The sequence below is a fragment of the Limosilactobacillus sp. genome (assembly GCF_051873075.1).
Classification (GTDB): Bacteria; Bacillota; Bacilli; order Lactobacillales; family Lactobacillaceae; genus Limosilactobacillus.
In genome coordinates this window covers 23,910-41,584 of the sequence record NZ_JBJEEM010000019.1, presented here as the reverse complement: position 1 = coordinate 41,584, position 17,675 = coordinate 23,910, and the positions used below count along the sequence as shown (strand labels likewise).

18 protein-coding genes are annotated in these 17,675 nt (G+C 52.1%); all 18 read left to right on the top strand.

What is annotated here, in order from left to right; genetic code table 11:
• Positions 1 to 846, top strand: a complete 846-nt coding sequence (locus ACI31J_RS02820) for a cell division protein FtsQ/DivIB (RefSeq protein ID WP_439772934.1) — start codon at positions 1 to 3, stop codon at positions 844 to 846.
• A gap of 127 nt (positions 847 to 973) precedes the next feature.
• Entirely contained in the window at positions 974 to 2,350 is a 1,377-nt protein-coding gene (gene ftsA, locus ACI31J_RS02815; protein WP_439772933.1) for a cell division protein FtsA, read from the top strand.
• Positions 2,351 to 2,371: 21 nt separating this feature from the next.
• The gene (ftsZ, locus tag ACI31J_RS02810) at positions 2,372 to 3,640 is read left to right on the top strand and encodes a cell division protein FtsZ (RefSeq protein WP_439772932.1); all 1,269 of its coding nucleotides are present in this window, start codon (positions 2,372 to 2,374) and stop codon (positions 3,638 to 3,640) included.
• 65 nt (positions 3,641 to 3,705) lie between these two features.
• Positions 3,706 to 4,137, top strand: a complete 432-nt coding sequence (locus tag ACI31J_RS02805) for a cell division protein SepF (RefSeq protein WP_439772931.1) — start codon at positions 3,706 to 3,708, stop codon at positions 4,135 to 4,137.
• Positions 4,138 to 4,149: 12 nt separating this feature from the next.
• On the top strand, positions 4,150 to 4,410 hold the full coding sequence (locus ACI31J_RS02800; protein WP_439772930.1) for a YggT family protein: 261 nt from the start codon (positions 4,150 to 4,152) through the stop codon (positions 4,408 to 4,410).
• A 15-nt stretch (positions 4,411 to 4,425) separates the two neighbouring features.
• On the top strand, positions 4,426 to 5,211 hold the full coding sequence (locus tag ACI31J_RS02795) for an RNA-binding protein (protein ID WP_439772929.1): 786 nt from the start codon (positions 4,426 to 4,428) through the stop codon (positions 5,209 to 5,211).
• Positions 5,212 to 5,233: 22 nt separating this feature from the next.
• Entirely contained in the window at positions 5,234 to 5,968 is a 735-nt protein-coding gene (locus ACI31J_RS02790) for a DivIVA domain-containing protein (RefSeq protein WP_439772928.1), read from the top strand.
• A gap of 297 nt (positions 5,969 to 6,265) precedes the next feature.
• Positions 6,266 to 9,061, top strand: a complete 2,796-nt coding sequence (ileS, locus tag ACI31J_RS02785; protein WP_439772927.1) for an isoleucine--tRNA ligase — start codon at positions 6,266 to 6,268, stop codon at positions 9,059 to 9,061.
• A 119-nt stretch (positions 9,062 to 9,180) separates the two neighbouring features.
• A complete protein-coding gene (locus tag ACI31J_RS02780) occupies positions 9,181 to 9,396 on the top strand; it encodes a cold-shock protein (protein ID WP_439772926.1) in 216 nt (71 codons plus the stop codon).
• Between the two features lies 1 nt (position 9,397).
• Positions 9,398 to 9,949 carry an NUDIX hydrolase gene (locus ACI31J_RS02775; RefSeq protein ID WP_439772925.1) on the top strand — a complete coding sequence of 184 codons (552 nt, stop codon included), beginning with the start codon at positions 9,398 to 9,400 and terminating at the stop codon, positions 9,947 to 9,949.
• Positions 9,942 to 10,235: a hypothetical protein gene (locus ACI31J_RS02770; protein ID WP_439772924.1), complete on the top strand. Its 294-nt coding sequence runs from the start codon at positions 9,942 to 9,944 to the stop codon at positions 10,233 to 10,235. Before ACI31J_RS02775 ends, ACI31J_RS02770 begins: the two co-directional genes overlap by 8 nt.
• Positions 10,236 to 10,248: 13 nt before the next feature.
• Positions 10,249 to 10,944, top strand: a complete 696-nt coding sequence (locus ACI31J_RS02765; protein WP_439772923.1) for a 5'-methylthioadenosine/adenosylhomocysteine nucleosidase — start codon at positions 10,249 to 10,251, stop codon at positions 10,942 to 10,944.
• 19 nt (positions 10,945 to 10,963) lie between these two features.
• Positions 10,964 to 12,133, top strand: a complete 1,170-nt coding sequence (locus tag ACI31J_RS02760; protein WP_439772922.1) for a cysteine desulfurase family protein — start codon at positions 10,964 to 10,966, stop codon at positions 12,131 to 12,133.
• The gene (locus ACI31J_RS02755; protein WP_439772921.1) at positions 12,133 to 12,474 is read left to right on the top strand and encodes a DUF1831 domain-containing protein; all 342 of its coding nucleotides are present in this window, start codon (positions 12,133 to 12,135) and stop codon (positions 12,472 to 12,474) included. Before ACI31J_RS02760 ends, ACI31J_RS02755 begins: the two co-directional genes overlap by 1 nt.
• Before the next feature lie 107 nt (positions 12,475 to 12,581).
• Positions 12,582 to 13,715, top strand: a complete 1,134-nt coding sequence (mnmA, locus tag ACI31J_RS02750) for a tRNA 2-thiouridine(34) synthase MnmA (RefSeq protein ID WP_439772920.1) — start codon at positions 12,582 to 12,584, stop codon at positions 13,713 to 13,715.
• A gap of 109 nt (positions 13,716 to 13,824) precedes the next feature.
• A complete protein-coding gene (locus tag ACI31J_RS02745; protein ID WP_439772919.1) occupies positions 13,825 to 14,481 on the top strand; it encodes a histidine phosphatase family protein in 657 nt (218 codons plus the stop codon).
• Between the two features lie 9 nt (positions 14,482 to 14,490).
• Complete coding sequence (locus ACI31J_RS02740; RefSeq protein WP_439772956.1) at positions 14,491 to 15,177, top strand: tetratricopeptide repeat protein; 687 nt, start codon at positions 14,491 to 14,493, stop codon at positions 15,175 to 15,177.
• 24 nt (positions 15,178 to 15,201) lie between these two features.
• Positions 15,202 to 17,658, top strand: a complete 2,457-nt coding sequence (gene recD2, locus ACI31J_RS02735; protein ID WP_439772918.1) for an SF1B family DNA helicase RecD2 — start codon at positions 15,202 to 15,204, stop codon at positions 17,656 to 17,658.
• Positions 17,659 to 17,675 lie beyond the last annotated feature (17 nt).

Sequence of the window (17,675 nt, the reverse complement as noted above, 5' to 3'; positions counted from 1 at the left end):
ATGACGAGGGATCACTATGTCTCTGAACACCAGCGTTATGCCGAACGATTGGCGAAGCTGGAAGAACGAAGCCGTCAAGCCCACCAAAAAGCCCAGCAAAAGCAGGCAAAACGACCGATTGGCAAAAAACTCCCTCGCTTGCGGCATCACCACTACCGCAAGAATGGGGAACGAGTCTTCAAACTGGTCCTATTGTTTGGGGTCGTCTTGTTCCTGATGTTGTATATCATTTCGCCACTGAGCAAGCTTCGATCTGTAAAGGTTACCGGAGCTAAAGAATTAACTGCGGCAAAGATTGAGAAGGCAACTAAGGTTTACCCCGGTCGTTTTATCTGGGGAGTCTACTTTAACCGGCAGCGGCTTTGCCAACAGGCCCGGGTTACACAACCACGAATTGCTAGTGCGAAGATCAAACTTACCGGTCCGCAGAGCGTCATGATTACTGTAAAAGAAAATCCGCTGGTCGGGACGGCCAAGCTGGGCACACACCAGTATGCCGTTCTGGCTAATGGTCACCTGCAGGAAACGACTGTGGAGAGTACCGGGATCGATTACCAACAGTTTAGTGGGCACCGCACCGACCTAAAACTGGTGGCGCGGCAAATCGGGAGCCTGAAGCCGGCGATTCGCAACGGAATTTCGGCTGTTGTTTATCAGCCTACTAAACAAATGCCCGACCGGATAATCCTGTACATGCGGGATGGCAATACCGTCTTAGCTAACAAGGAAACGGTGGGGGAAAAAATGGCCTACTATCCTGGAATTGCTGCCAACATGAAGAAAAATGGTGTAATCGATTTACAAGTTGGGGCCTTCTCATATGATTACGGTTCGAAAGATAAGTAACAAATTTCGAAAAGCTGGTAATAACCCGTTTGAGCACGGGTTTAACTGTGGTAAAATCAATATTAAGTCAACATTAAGTTACGAAAAAAATAATTTTGGATAATAGTTTTAGGAGGGTTCCGACCAAATGAATAATTCAGAGGTTTATGTTGGATTAGATATTGGAACCACCTCGATCAAGGCAATGGTCTGTGAAAATGTAAAGGGGCAATTGAAGGTTATCGGCGTTGGTGTTGTACCTTCTGCAGGTCTAAATCGTGGCGTGATTGTCGATATTGATAAGACCGCTCGTGCAGTTTCTCAAGCTATTAAGCAGGCCGAGGCAAAGTCCAATATCGATATTAAAAATGTTATCGTGGGACTGCCGGCAAATTACCTGCAAATGCATCGGGTGCACGGTTCGATTACGATTGCGTCACAAGGGCAATCACGTGAGATTACCGATCGAGATGTAATTGATGTCGCCAAGGAGACATTGACCCAGAGCATCTCACCGGAAATGGCGGTTCTCGACCTGATCCCAACAGAATTCACAGTGGATGGCTTTGATGGCATCAAGGATCCTCGTGGAATGGTTGGTGTGCGTCTTGAGATGAAGGGGACGTTATACACCGGCCCTAAAACTATTATTCACAATACAAAGAAGGCCGTTCAGCAGGCTGGCTACGGTATTCGTGATTTTGTGATTGCACCGATCGCCACCGGTTTTACGTTGCTCAATGATGGTGAGCAGGACTTTGGGACGGTGATGATTGATCTGGGCGGCGGTCAGACGACGACCAGTATCATCCACGACCACCAGCTCAAGTACACCTTCGTCGATCCCGAGGGTGGTCAGTATGTCACCAAGGATATTTCAACGGTCCTTAATACTTCATTACGGAATGCCGAACAACTGAAGCTTGACCATGGGTATGCCATGGCATCGCTTACCAAGGCTGATGCCCAAGTCGATGTTCCAGTCGTTGGGGAAAACACTCCACAACAATTCACTGAAGAGTATCTTGCCGAAATTATTGAAGCCCGGGTCCGGCAGATCTTCCAGCGGAGCCGCCAGCGCCTACAGGCAATTCATGCGCCGCGGCTCCCAGGCGGGGTTGTCTTAGTTGGTGGCGGTGCTTCGTTGCCGGGAATCGTTCAGCTTGCTCAGCAGTACTTTAAAGAGAGCGTCAGTGTTTACCAGTCTGATCAGATGGGGGTTCGTTACCCTCGTTATTCTTCAGTGCTGGCATTGACGATGTATGAGAGTCAGCTGAGTGATGTTGACCGGTTGATCAAGCAGACGTTGCAGCAAACGGATTTGATTAATCGGCCTGCTAGTGAGACTAAGACTCCGGCTCATCAGGGACAAACTAGTCGTCAAAAACAATGGACGACCACCGCTGCACGGGCAGAAGACAACGATCAACAACCAGTTGAAAAGAAGCCAGTGCGCGCCAAAAAGGATAAGAGCCACTCGCTTGGCAATCGCTTTAAGAGTATGTTTAACAACTTATTCGATTAATTTTCACGGAGGAACAGCTGTATGGACAACGAAACAAACACAATGGAAAACGAATTTGCTGGTGCAAAGATTAAGGTAATTGGTGTCGGTGGTGGTGGCGGTAACGCCGTCAACCGGATGATTAACGAAAAGGTGCAGGGGGTTGACTTCATTGTTGCCAATACTGATTTGCAGGCCCTGAATGCTTCTAAAGCACCAACCAAAATTCAATTGGGTCCTAAGCTGACCAAGGGGCTTGGTGCTGGATCCAATCCTGAAGTCGGTGATAAGGCCGCTCAGGAAAGCGAAGAACAAATTCAAAAGGCACTTGAAGGGGCTGACATGGTCTTCATCACTGCCGGTATGGGTGGTGGTACCGGGACTGGTGCTGCACCGGTAATCGCCAAGATTGCCAAGGATAGCGGTGCGTTGACCGTGGGGGTTGTTACCCGGCCATTCTCCTTTGAAGGTCCCCGGCGGGCAAAATTTGCCACGGAAGGCCTTGAGGAACTTAAGTCAAACGTTGATACGCTGATCATCGTTGCCAACAACCGGCTGTTGGAAATGATCGACAAGAAGACGCCGATGATGGAAGCCTTCAAAGAGGCCGACAACGTGCTACGTCAAGGTGTTCAGGGGATCTCAGACCTGATCGTCACCCCAGGATACATCAACCTGGACTTCGCTGACATCAAGACCCTGATGTCCAACCAGGGGGCGGCCCTGATGGGGGTTGGTAACTCTACTGGCGAGAACCGGGCAACCGAAGCCACCAAGAAGGCCATCTCCTCACCACTGCTGGAAGTTTCCATCAATGGTGCTCAGCACGTGCTGATGGACATTACCGGTGGCAAGGATCTGTCCATGTTCGAAGCCCAAGAAGCTTCTGACGTAATCCGTCAGGCTGCGGGGACCGATGTTGATATTGCCTTTGGGATGTCCCTTAATGAGAAGATGGGCGATGAAGTTCGGGTAACCGTTATTGCAACGGGAATTGACAAGAAAAAGGCTGCCAATGCCAGCCAACCGCAAGTCCAGCCACGGGTAGAAACGGTGCAGAACAGTACGCCACAGAGCCCAGCCCAGCCGCAGCCAACGGAACCGGCCAAGGCTAAGGATCCGTTTGACAACTGGAGTGATCCAACGGCGGGAAACACGGCGGCACAACCGGAATCTTCTGCGGCTGACAATGATTTTGCCCATGTTTCTAAGCCGGAATTCAACGTTTTCAATGATGATACTGCTAGTTCTGATGACGGTGACGACGATAACTTGTCGACCCCACCTTTCTTTAAGAACCGGCGTAAATAAGCTTAACGGGGGCGAGTTAATTGCACCCGTTTTAGTGTATTCTGTGGCATAAGGGAGGAAGGAAAATGCCATCAAACATTTTTAAGAGTCTGTTTGGCGACGATGACGTGGCCCAAGATGAATACTATGATGATGAGGCCCCTGCTCAACAGCCTGCCCGGCGCAACAATGTCGTCTCCATGCGCCAGGCCAAGCGGCAGCCAAGACAGGAGGAGCAGCCTAGTCAGATTGCCCTGTATGAGCCCCGGATGTATACTGATGTTCGTCAAATCACGGACCAATTGCTCAAGGGACAGGCGGTGATCGTTAACTTCACCCAGATGGATGATAAGAATGCTAAACGGGTTGTTGACTTTTTGAACGGGGCAACCTATGCAATTAATGGTGGGATCAGGCGGATTGGCAAGGAGATCTTCCTGTGTACACCGAAAAACTACGAGGTTTCCGGCGACCTATCTGATGGCGTGAAATTAGATAACGGAAACCTGCCGAATTAAGGAGCGAACGAGATGCTTTCGTATTTAATCTGGTGTCTGAACTGGCTGATCAACGCCTATATTATGGTAATCGTGGTTTGGTGCCTGTTATCATGGTTTCCAAATGCGCGGGAGACGCGGCTAGGCGAGATAATCAATCGCTTGGTTGAGCCCTATATGCGCTGGTTTGACTTCATTCCACCCCTGGGCGGAATCAGCTTTTCACCAGTAGTTGCAATCATTGTCTTGTACCTAGTGCAAGACGGACTCGTCTTTTTAGGACATTTGATTTAGCAGGTAATTGTAATCGTGGATAGTGAAAATATTAAGCAACATTTTCGCCCGGAGGAATCGCCGCTGATTGACCAGGTCAATGATTGGGTGGCCACTGCCGCGGGCCAGTACCGTCCCGTATTGACTTCATTTCTGAACCCCCGGCAGCGCTATATCGCGCAGACCATTGCCAACCGCAACGATGGGATTAAGGTTGCCAGTGCGGGGGGCTGGCCATCCGCAGAAATGCAACGGCTGCTTTTTTACCCCACTTACTACCAGCCCAGTGCGGCTGACTTTGATCTGGAACTGCTGACTGTCGATTATCCGACCAAGTTTGCCGAGCTTCACCACCGGCAGATCATGGGTACCCTGATCGGTGAGGGGATCAGTCGGGAGTCGTTTGGTGACATCATTACCGATGGCCAGCGTTGGCAAGTGGTGGTGACCAAGGAGATGGCCCAATTCTTACGGCGTGAGGTCCAGCATGTCGGTCGGGTCAAGGTTAAGTGGCTGCCGACAGAGATGACGGAGGTTCTTACGCCGGTTGAGGAGTGGGAGACAATAACCACGACCGTCGCCTCGTGCCGCCTTGATAACATTGTCGCCGCTGGTTTTAATTATTCTCGTAATCGGGCTAAACAACTGATTGAGCGCGGGCTTGTCCGCCTCAATTGGGAAGTGGTAGACCGGCCGGATTATCCGATCGTAGCCCACGACCTCTTATCGGTACGTCATGCGGGCCGTTTACGAATTGATGATATTGGCGGCAAGACAAGGAAGCAAAAGGACAGGATAAGCATGTCCGTTGTCCGGGCATAATTTGAATTTGGAGGAAATAAAAATGGGGTTAACAATTGATCAAATCAACAATCAGGATTTTTCGACCAAGATGCGGGGATACAGCCAGGATGAGGTCAAGGCCTTCATCCAGGAGGTTTCCCAAACGGTACAGGAATTAACTGAGAAGAACAATGCCCTTCAAGAAACCGTCAAGGCAGATGAGGAAAAGCTGAAGTACTTCACCGAATTGAAGGATTCTTTAAACAAGTCAATTCTGGTTGCTCAGGAGGCCGCTGACAAGGTCAAGACCAATGCTAAGCGTGAGGCCGACATCATGATTCGCGAGGCTCAGAAGCAGGCTACCGACATTGTTTCCGAAGCCAATGAGAAGTCTAACCAGGTCATCGAAACCAGTGCGGAAGATACCCGCAAGCTGACAACGGAGACCAACGATCTGAAGAAGCAAACCCGGATCTTCCGGCAACGCCTTCAGGTAATGCTGGAATCCCAGCTTGAGGTTGTTAAGAGCGATGAGTGGGATAAGCTACTCGCTACCGACAGCACGGATAAGTATGACGAAATTCAAAAGATCTTGGGAGCATCGCTTGACAAGCATTCTGCTGACAGTGTAGAATCATCAACAATTAGTTCAAATGCCGAAGAAGTTGCCAGCGAATCACCGGCTGACCAGCCTGCTGTTGACACTGATGCAGCACCAGTAGCCGACGACAGCACCGCTAATTCTGGCCAGACCGTCGTTGTCTTCCCGGATGATGATAGTTCAGCTGACGAGTAAGACGGCGTTTGAAGTTAAGGCACTTAATAAAAAACGTTGAGGAGAATTGCGACCGTAACGTTAGATTCAGCGAGCCAATGGGTGGTGAAAGATTGGCATCTAACTGCGGGAGCTGATCGTCTCCGAGTAGCGGGGTGAAAGCAGTAGCCTCGTTCGGTTCATTACCGTTACCCAATGACTTGAGGAGGCCAGCTTTGGCCTTGAATCTGGGTGGTACCACGTTTAGCTTCGTCCCAATCGGGATGGGGCTTTTTTTATTAAGACGGTCAATTTGCATAACAGAAAGGGGTAATTGCGATGCGGGTGAAAGACACACTGAACATCGGCCGGACCAAGTTCCCAATGCGCGGGAAGCTGCCGGTTACTGAAGCCCAACGTGAACAGCTTTGGGAAGAAAATAAGGTTTATCAATTACGGCAAAAGTTAAATGAGGGCAAGCCGTCGTTTGTTCTCCACGATGGCCCTCCATACGCCAACGGGAACATTCACATTGGCCATGCCATGAACAAGATTTCCAAGGACTTTATCATTCGTTACAAGTCCATGACCGGTTACCGGGCACCATACGTTCCTGGCTGGGATACCCACGGTCTGCCAATTGAACACCAACTGACCAAGTCCGGCTATGACCGCAAGAAGATGTCAACCTCTGAATTCCGGGACCTCTGCCGGAAGTACGCCTTAGAGCAAGTTGACAAGCAGCGGACGGACTTTAAGCGTCTCGGCGTCAGCGGCGAATGGGACCACCCTTACCTGACGCTGGACAAGGAATTTGAGGCGGCTCAGATCCGCGTCTTTGGCGAATTTGCCAAGAAGGGGCTCCTCTACCAGGCCAAGAAGCCGGTTTACTGGTCATGGTCATCAGAATCTGCCCTGGCAGAAGCCGAAGTTGAATACCATGATGTAGTTGCCAAGACCGCTTTCTTCGTTGAACAGGTCAAGGACGGCAAGGACCGCTTAGACAATGATACCTACCTGGTTGTCTGGACGACGACGCCATGGACGGTTCCAGCTTCTGAAGCCGTGGCGGTTAACCCGAAGTTCGACTACTCCGTTGTTAAGCCAGCTGGCGACGACCGCAAGTACGTGGTTGGCACCGAATTGCTGGCCGGTCTGGCAGAAAAGCTGGGCTGGGACGACTATGAAGTGGTTGACCACCTGTCTGGGGCCGACATGGAAGGAATGACCACCAAGCACCCATACATTGACCGCGAATTGCTGGTTGGCAACGCCGACTACGTTACGGCCGATACCGGTACTGGCTTGGTTCACACCGCTCCTGGTTATGGTGATGATGACTACAACTTTGGGAAGAAGTATGACCTGCCGATCTTTGCCCCAATCAACGACCAAGGGGTATTGACTAAGGACAACGGGGACGACTTTGACGGGGTCTTCTACCAGAAGGCTGACGACATCTCCCTGCAAAAGCTGGAAGATAACCATGCCCTGCTCTTAGAGGAACCGCTCAAGCACTCCTACCCATTCGATTGGCGGACCAAGAAGCCGATCATCTTCCGGGCTACTGATCAGTGGTTCGTTTCCATCGAGAAGATGCGGCAGGATATCCTCGACGCCTTAGAGAATGTCGAATACCACCCGGCATGGGGGAAGGTTCGGTTGCGCAACATGATCAAAGACCGTGGCGACTGGGTTATCTCCCGGCAACGGGTCTGGGGAGTTCCACTGCCAATCTTCTACGCTGAAGACGGCACCCCAATCATGGAAGAAGAGACGATCAACCATGTTGCGGACCTCTTTGCCAAGTACGGCTCCAACGTCTGGTTTGATCGTGATGCCAAGGATCTTTTGCCTGAGGGCTACACGAACGAGCACTCACCACACGGGAAGTTCACCAAGGAAACCGATATCATGGACGTTTGGTTTGACTCCGGTTCATCTCACCAGGGTGTCTTAGCTGAGCGGGACTACCTGACCTACCCGGCAGACATGTACCTGGAAGGTTCTGACCAGTACCGTGGTTGGTTCAACTCCAGTCTGATCACCAGTGTGGTCTGCTCCGGTCACGCCCCATACAAGAGCATCATCTCTCAAGGATTTACCCTAGACAAGAAGGGTAAGAAGATGAGCAAGTCGATGGGGAACGTCATCGACCCAGAGAAGGTCATCAAGCAGATGGGGGCCGAAATCATCCGGCTTTGGGTAATGAGTGCTGATACCTCTGCCGATGTCCGGGTATCGATGGGGACCTTCCAACAGATCTCCGAAGCCTACCGGAAGCTGCGGAACACCTTCCGCTTCCTGCTGGCTAACACCGCGGACTTCAAGCCGGCCGAAAACACGGTTTCCTACGAGAAGTTGGAGGCCGTTGACCAGTACATGCTGGTTAAGTTAAACCGCTTCTTGAAGAAGATGCGCGACGACTTCGACCAATATGACTTCCTGGATGCTTACAAGCTGTTGATCAACTTTGTCAACAACGACTTGTCCGCCTTCTACATGAACGTAGCCAAGGACGTCCTCTACATTGAACCAGCCGACTCCCATGTTCGCCGGTCCATGCAGACGGTCTTCTACCAGATCCTGGTAACCCTGGTTAAGCTGTTGACCCCAATCCTGCCGCACACCACGGAAGAAGTTTGGGAATACATGGACGAACCGGAAGAATTCGTTCAGCTGACCGAAATTCCGGATGTTCAGAGCTTTGAAGGTGAGGATGACCTCCTGGCTAAGTGGAGCGACTTCATGGAAGTTCGTTCACACGTCCTGAAGGGCCTTGAAGAAGCCCGGAACGCTAAGCTGATCGGTAAGTCCCTGGAGGCCCAGGTTGACCTTTACGTCAACGATCACCAGCAAGCCCTGCTGGATAGTTTGAACGCTAATGTGGCGCTCCTGTTCGGTGTTTCTGCCCTGCACGTTCACCCATTGGATGAAGCTCCTGAAGATGCTGATAAGTTCAACGATGGGGTGGCAGTCAAGGTCAGCCCAGCTGCTGGTGAGACTTGTGAACGTTGCCGGATGGTCAAGGAAGATGTCGGCAGTGACAGTGCATACCCAACTCTTTGTGCACGGTGTGCCAAGATCGTCCGGGATAACTTCCCTGAGACCGTTGACGAAGGCTTGGAAAAGTAAAAAAACGTAAAAAAAACAGCCGCCAATTGCCGATTCATGACAATTATTTATGAGCGGTGTAAAATACCAAGTGACTGTGTCGCTTGGTATTTTTAGTTTGATAATTAGTAGGTGAAAAAATGCTTGAAGGCAAAGTAAAGAGTTTCGATGAGCAAAAGGGCTGGGGATTTATTACGGTTCCCCACGAGGGTGAGATCTTCGTTCATTACAGCGGCATTGAAGGTGCCCACCGGCGGATTCTGCGCCCGGGACAACGAGTTTCCCTAGTTATTGTTCAGGGTAAGAAGGGACCCCAGGCAGCCCATGTCCGGGTCCTGCACAAGGAGGGATATTAAATTGGATTTTGAAGAAAAGCCGATTGAAAGCAAGACCGTCTTCCACGGTCACCTGATCGACGTGGAGGTTCAACAGGTTAAGACGCCGCAGGGTAACATCGCTCAGCGGGAGATTGTCCACCATGCACCGGCCATCGCCATCCTGGCACTGACGCCGGACAATAAGATGATCCTGGAGAAGCAGTGGCGCGCGCCAATTGCCAAGACCACCCTGGAGATTCCCGCCGGCAAGCTTGACCAGCGAGACGCCGATGATGCCGTTCATGCTGCCAAGCGGGAATTAAACGAGGAAACCCGCTACCAGGCTACTGACCTGGAGAAGATTTCCTCCTTCTACACCTCAGTCGGCTGCATGGATGAATACATGACCCTTTACCTGGCCCGCGGCCTGCAACGGGTTGCTCATGAACTGCCCCAGGATCAGGATGAACAACTGGCCTTGCGGACGGTCAGCCTGGAGGAAGCACTGGCAATGATCAAGCGTGGCGAGATTGAGGACGCCAAGACGATCATGGCAATTTACTACTGGCGAGGAATGAAGGATCATGAATAACCAGCCGACTGCACCGCAAGATAGTGGGGCGCCAGATGAGCCCTTTGTGTCCCGGCAACAGTACCGAGAGCAGCAGGCCAAGCAGCGCCGGCGCCCGACGGCCGGTCAGCCGAACCCTGATCAGGATGCGGCTTCTTCGCTGCGCCACCGGAGCTTTGCGGATGAACGGGCTAGCCAGGACGAAGAAGAGCAGGTCAGCCGGCTGAAGCGCCGGTTGAACATCGCGATCGTCGCCCTGGTCATCGCAATCATCATCGTGTATTTGATCCTCTTTTACGTTGGATAAGGAGAATGGAAAAATGAAATTTGGAATTATTTGTGCAATGCCGGAAGAAATTAAAGAACTGACCGCCCGGCTGTCAGACAAGCAGGTAGAAACGATCGGTGGCAAGGACTACCTTCAAGGAAAGATCAGTAACCAGGAAGTTGTCCTGGTCGAATCCGGAATTGGTAAGGTTGAAGCCGGGATCACCACGGAACACCTGATCACTGACTTCAACGTCGACGTGGTCATTAACTCCGGTTCTGCCGGGGGAATCGGCCAGGGTCTGCACGTTGGGGACGTCGTGATCTCCAGTGAGACGGCCTATCACGACGTCGATGCCCGGGCTTTTGACTACGTTTACGGCCAATTGCCAGGCAAGCAGCCCCGTTTTAAGGCCTCTGAAAAGTGGGGGAAGGCCTTAGAACAGGCCGGTGAACAAACCGGCTTGAACATCCGCCGGGGCCTGATTGTTTCGGGTGACCAGTTCATCGCCAGCAAGGATGCGATTGACAAGATTCTGCATTACTTCCCTGAGGCCCTCTCCAGTGAAATGGAAGGGGCCGCGGTAGGGCAGGTTGCCACCGATCATGACGTCCCATACGTAGTTGTGCGGGCAATGTCGGATACTGGTGATGAGAATGCCGGCGTCAGCTTTGACGAATTTATTATTGATGCCGGAAAACGGTCGGCAAAGATGTTGCTGCAGCTGTTTACCGACCTGAATAAGTAATCGAAAGGATGAATTATTAATGAGTGAAATCTATCTGGACAATGCCGCAACCACCCCGATGGCTCCAGAAGTTATTGACACAATGACCAAGGAGATGAAGGAGTCCTGGGGGAACGCTTCCACCGGTTATTCCTATGGACGCCATTCCAAACTAGTGATGGAAAACAGCCGGCACCTGATTGCCCAGAGTATCAATGCCGATGACAACGAGATCATCTTCACTAGTGGGGGAACTGAAAGTGATAACACAGCCATTATGCAAACAGCCCTCACGCGGCAAAACCTCGGCAAGCACATCATCACGACAGCAATTGAACACGAGGCAGTCTTAAAGCCCCTGCACTTCTTGGAAGAACACGGCTTTGAGGTGACCTACCTACCCGTAAATGAATACGGCGAGATTTCTTTGGACGACTTCAAGAAGGCACTGCGGGACGACACGATTCTGGTCACGATTATGATGGGGAACAACGAGGTCGGCAGCCGGATGCCAATCCATGAAATCGGGGAGATCTTAAAGGATCACCAGGCCTGGTTCCATACCGATGCGGTTCAGACTTATGGCCTTTTGCCGATTGACGTCAAGCGTGATCACATTGATATGCTGTCGACATCTGCCCATAAGCTTAACGGACCAAAGATGACTGGTTTCCTTTATCGCCGCGACGGAATCAGCTTCCCAAGCTTCATCAAGGGCGGTGACCAGGAGACCAAGCGGCGGGCCGGGACGGAGAACGTTCCCGCCATCGCAGCCTTTGCCAAGGCGGTGGAGATTGACACCCCAGAGGAAAAGAAGCGGCGGCAGGAACGCTACTACCACTTCAAGCAGAAGATCGTAAATTCCCTGCGTGACCACGGGGTTGACTTTGAAGTCAACGGCAAGGTCGAACCAGACGGCTTGAATCACGTTCTGAATCTCTGGTTCAAGGGGATTTCGACCTACGTCATGCAGACCGACTTGGACCTGGCGGGGATTGCCGTCTCCGGCGGGTCAGCCTGCACGGCGGGGAGCATTGAACCTTCCCACGTGCTGACGGCGATGTTTGGTGCGGATAGCCCGCGGATCAGCGAATCCATCCGGATCAGCTTCGGGGCCACCAACACCGAGGAGGACATCGACAAGCTGATTGCCACCATCATTCAGACCGTCGACAAGCTCAAGCAGATTAACCATGAGGGGGAAGAGTAATGGAATTTACGAAACGGGTCCAGATCCCTGGCGATTCCGATACCTATACCATCAGTGATGACATCAAGAAATATGCCTTACTGGATCTTGGCTTCGAGCAGACTAAGCGGGGGAACTTTGAGTACAAGGGGAGTCTGGATACGGATAACCCCTTTAACCCAGTCGCCCGACTACGGATCCTGATTGACGCCGACCTTGATGGCTTCAAGATGGAAACCCTCTCCGGCAACGGGATGCGCAAGGTCAACATCTTTAACCACCAGCGATCAGCTGAGTTTGTCGAGCAGTATCACTACATCTTAAACGAGATGCTCGATCGTCACGTTCTAGTGAAAAATTAAATCTGTGCAGGGGCGGGAATCATTTGGTACAATGGTTCATACTGGATGCATGCGACCTTCAATCGTAGATTATTCCAGAATCTATTTGAAATGATGGTGATGTAAAGATGACTGATCACAGTCACACACGTGTTGTTGTTGGAATGAGCGGCGGGGTGGACTCCTCCGTGACCGCCCTGCTTTTAAAGCGGCAGGGGTATGATGTCGTTGGGGTCTTCATGAAGAACTGGGACGACACCGATGAAAACGGGGTTTGTACCGCCACCGAGGACTACAAGGATGTCGCTAAGGTAGCCGCCAAGATCGGGATTCCCTACTACTCGGTCAACTTCGAGAAGGAATACTGGGACCGGGTCTTCAAGTACTTCATCGCAGAGTACAAGAAAGGCCGGACGCCCAACCCGGACGTCATCTGCAACAAGGAAATTAAGTTCAAAGCCTTCATCGAGTACGCTAACCAGCTCGGGGCGGACTACGTAGCTACCGGTCACTATGCTGACCTTAAGCGGGATGAAGCCGGCCGGATGCACCTGATGCGGGCCGCCGACCAGCACAAGGACCAGACCTACTTCTTAAGCCAGCTGGACTACCACCAACTGGATAAGGTCCTTTTCCCGCTGGCTAACTACACTAAGCCGCAGATCCGGGAAATTGCCAAGGAAGCCGGCCTGGCAACGGCGGACAAGAAGGACTCCGTCGGGATCTGCTTCATCGGTGAGGACGGTCACTTCCGGGAGTTTCTCAGCCAGTATATTCCGGCCCAGCCCGGTAACATGGAGACGATCGACGGCAAGGTTGTCGGTCAGCACATGGGGCTGATGTACTACACGATCGGTCAACGGCGTGGCCTAGGCCTTGGCGGCAACAAGGAGAGCAACGAGCCATGGTTCGTGATCGGCAAGGACATCGACAAGAATGTTCTTTATGTCGGCCAGGGATACCATAACCCGCACCTCTATGCGACCCACCTCGAGGCCAGTGATATCCACTGGGTTGACGACGTGGTCAGCCGTTATGGCCATGACTTCCACTGCACGGCCAAGTTCCGCTACCGCCAGAAGGATGTTGGCGTGACTGCTCATATTTCTGAAGACGGTCGGCAGGTCACGGTGGAATTTGATGATCCGGCCCGCGCCATTACGCCCGGCCAGGCAGTGGTCTTCTACGATGGTGAGGAGTGCCTCGGCAGTGCGATCATTGACCGGGCTTACAACCACGAGCATCAATTGCAATATGTTTAATCAGGTAAATGGAGTCAGTTTCGGCTGACTTCATTTATTTTTTTAAGTCACAATAAACAAGCCAGTGATTTTTTGGTAAAATAGTAAGCAAAAAGGTCTGCGATAAGTAATGACAAAAGTTTATTTAATCCGTCATGGAAAAACTGAATGGAATCTAGAATCCCGCTATCAAGGGGCACACGGCGATTCACCACTGTTGGATAGCAGCTATCACGAGATCGAAATGCTTGCCAAGTCCCTGGCAGACGTCCCGATTGCGCGTGTCTATGCCAGCCCATTGAAGCGGGCACGGGTAACGGCCCAAAAACTGATCGACCATCTTAACCGGCCCATTCCCTTGACGATTGACAGCCGTCTTCGGGAATTTAACTTGGGGAAGATGGAGGGGATGCACTTCGCTGATGTTGAGGCTAAGTGGCCAGAAGCCCTGCATAACTTCCGTCACCATCCTGACAAGTACGATGCTAAGCTGATCGAGAGCGAGAGCTTCCAGGAGGTCATTGACCGGGTCGGTTCCGCCATCAAGGAATTTTGTCGACTTAATCCGGGCAAGAACATTGTGGTTGTCTCACATGGGGCAGCCCTGAATGCCACCATCAATGCGCTGGTGGGAACCCCACTGGCGCATTTGAAGGATCGGGGCGGGTTGAGCAATACCTCAACTACCATCCTGCAAACCGATGATGCCGAGCATTTCAAGCTCGAACAGTGGAATGACACTTCGTACCTGCACAAGACTAAGGTTGATCCAACCGATACAATTTAAGGGGTGAACATAATGGCAGAAAAAGATTTTCGGGAAGAAAAGAAGAAGGAAACAGAAAAGCTGGTTCACAAACTGATCCAGGCGATCGATGAACATCCGGACAAGGTTAATAACTACTATGACCTGGGTTCTTTGTTGACCCGGCTGAATGACTACACTCAGGCTGAAGAACTGTTCATGAAGGCTCTGGGAATCTTCGAAGCTAAGGGTGACCAGGCTGCCCAGGACCTGTTGAACTATGGGCTGGGGAACCTCTACTATGAGGTTGGCAAGGTTGACCGCGCCATTGAGCTCTACAACAAGATCAAGGATGACAAGCGCAAGGCTGATTCATACCTGATGCTGGCCCAGAGCTACATGAAGAAGGGGCAGCACAAGCAGGCGGTAGCATACGGTCTGACTGCCCACGAACTGCGCAAGGAAGATCCGGCCATCAACCAGGTGATCGGTGACTCCCTGTTGGCCCTCGGCGAATTTGACAAGGCTAAGGAATACTATGACGCAATCTTAAAGCGGCACCCCGGCCGGGCCGATACCCAGTTTAACCGGGGGATCGTAGCCATGGTTTTAGGCGAACCCTACAAGGACTACCTTGCCCAGGCCAAGCAGCTGGACCTCAACTACTACCAGAAGAGTGAGCAACGGCTGTCTGACATCGAAAAGACCTTGCAGGAAACCCAGGGGAAAAATAATTAATACCGTTTGGAAAGGATGACTTCAATGGCTGCTGAAATGGATTTATTTAAGACGCCCACGGAGCCGTCTTTTTTTATTGGTCAGGTTCAATCAGAAATCTTTACGAGTCCGGACTCCTTCTACAAGGTATTAATCGTTTCGGTTGAAGAGGCCAACTTTGATTGGGATACGCCAGAGATTACCGTTACCGGGAGCTTTGGCGACCTCAGTGATGATCAGACCTATCGTTTCGAGGGGCAGCTGGTTGATCATCCCCGCTATGGCCGTCAATTCCAGGCTCAGTCGTACCACGTTAACCAGCCATCCAGCCGGGAAGGCGTAATTGACTTCCTGTCTGGCAAGCAATTCAGCGGGGTCGGCAAGAAGACGGCGGAGAAGATTGTTGACACGCTGGGGACCGACGCGATTGCCAAGATCAACCGCGACCCGCACGTATTGGATGCTATTACCCTGCGTCACGGGGTCAAACAGTCAATTATCGAAAATCTCCAAGCCAGCCAGGGGATGGACCAGATCATCATTGGCTTAAACGACCTGGGATTTGGTAGCAACCTCAGCAGCGCGATCTTTGATAAGTATGGCGATGAGACCCTTCACGTGATCCGGGAGAACCCGTATAAGCTGGTCCAGGACATCGACGGGATCAGCTTTAAACGGGCTGACCAGGTTGCCGACCACCTGGGAGTTGCCCCAGATGATCCCCGGCGGATTACGGCTGCCATCTTTCAGAGTCTTGATGACCTAACGATGGCGACTGGTGATACCTACACTACGACCGGCCCTCTCCTGCAACAGACCGCCCAGCTTTTAAACGATGGCGGTCAGCGGCAGATTGCCGTTTCGGCCATCTCGGATCAGATCGTGTCGCTGGAGAAGAAGGATGCCATCAACTATGAGGAAAAACGGATCTATCCAGCGGCTCTCTATAAAGCGGAATGGCAGATCGCTGACCACCTGTACCGGCTGATGCATGCCCCCGAAGAGCAATTGGACCAGGATGAAGTAGATCGGACTGTCAAAAAGATCAGTGTTCAGACGGGGATCAAGTATGATCCGGTTCAGGAAAATGCTATCAAGCTGGCCCTGGATAATAAGGTCATGCTGCTGACCGGGGGACCGGGGACGGGCAAGACCACGATCATCAAGGGGATCGTGGCCGCCTACGCACGCCTCCACCAGATTTCTCTCGACCTGGACGAGTACAAGGATAATGCCTTCCCGGTTCTGTTAGCGGCCCCGACCGGTCGAGCGGCCAAGCGGATGAGCGAGGCCACTGATTTGCCCGCCAGCACCATTCACCGGATGCTTGGGCTGAACGGGCGTGAACTGCCGACTGACATGAACGCCCGGGACATCAAGGGATCGTTATTAATTATCGATGAGATGTCGATGGTGGATACCCTGCTATTCAAAACCCTGGTTCAGGCGATTCCCACTTCAATGCACGTCGTCCTGGTCGGCGATAAGGACCAGTTACCCTCGGTCAGTCCGGGTCAGGTCTTCCATGACCTGCTCAGCTTTTCGGCAATTCCCCGGGTGGAGTTAACTAATATTCATCGGCAGTCGGCTGATTCAACCATCATTCCATTGGCCCACGCTATCAAGGAGGGTCACCTGCCGGCCGACCTGACCAACCGCCTGCCGGACCGCTCCTTCATCAAGTGCCATGCAGCTCAGGTTCCCAATATCATTCGCCAGATCATCGACCTATCAGCTAAGCGGGGCTACACCGTTGCCGACGTTCAGATCCTGGCGCCGATGTATCGCGGCCAGGCCGGCGTGGACAATCTCAATCAGTTGGCCCAGGAGGCTTACAACCCGCCGACAAAGGACAAGCAGGAGATTGAATTTCGCGGTCAGGTTTTCCGCGTTGGCGATAAGGTCCTTCAGCTGGTCAACAGTCCCGAGAACAACGTCTTTAATGGCGATATCGGCCGGATCACGGCCGTGGAGACCGGAACGAAGAAGGGCGGCAAGCGTACTGATACCATCACCATTGACTTTGATGGCAACGAGGTAAATTACGGGCGGCAGGAATGGACGCAGATCCGCCTGGCCTACTGTATTTCAATCCATAAGTCACAGGGGAGCCAATTTAAGATGGTCTTGTTGCCACTGGTTCGCCAGTTCAGCCGAATGTTGCAACGTAACCTGGTATACACGGCGGTTACCCGGGCGGCTTCAAAGCTGGTCCTGATTGGGGAACCGGCCGCGCTGGTGATGGCCACCCAGCACACGGGGGAGAACCGGCAGACCTCCTTGTTTCAGCGCCTGACCACGGTTTGGCAACGGCATGATCAACTGAAGTCGCCCCTGGATCGTCCGGGCGAGTCCCAAACATCCCCGGAGAAAAAAACGGCGCCGGCGGTTGACGAGTCCGTTGTAACCGATTCGCCAGCAGTACTGACGGCGGCGATGATTGACCGGCATGAAGTCGACCCGCTGATTGGGATGGCGGGGATCACGCCGTACGACTGCTAGTAACAAATTTAACTTGA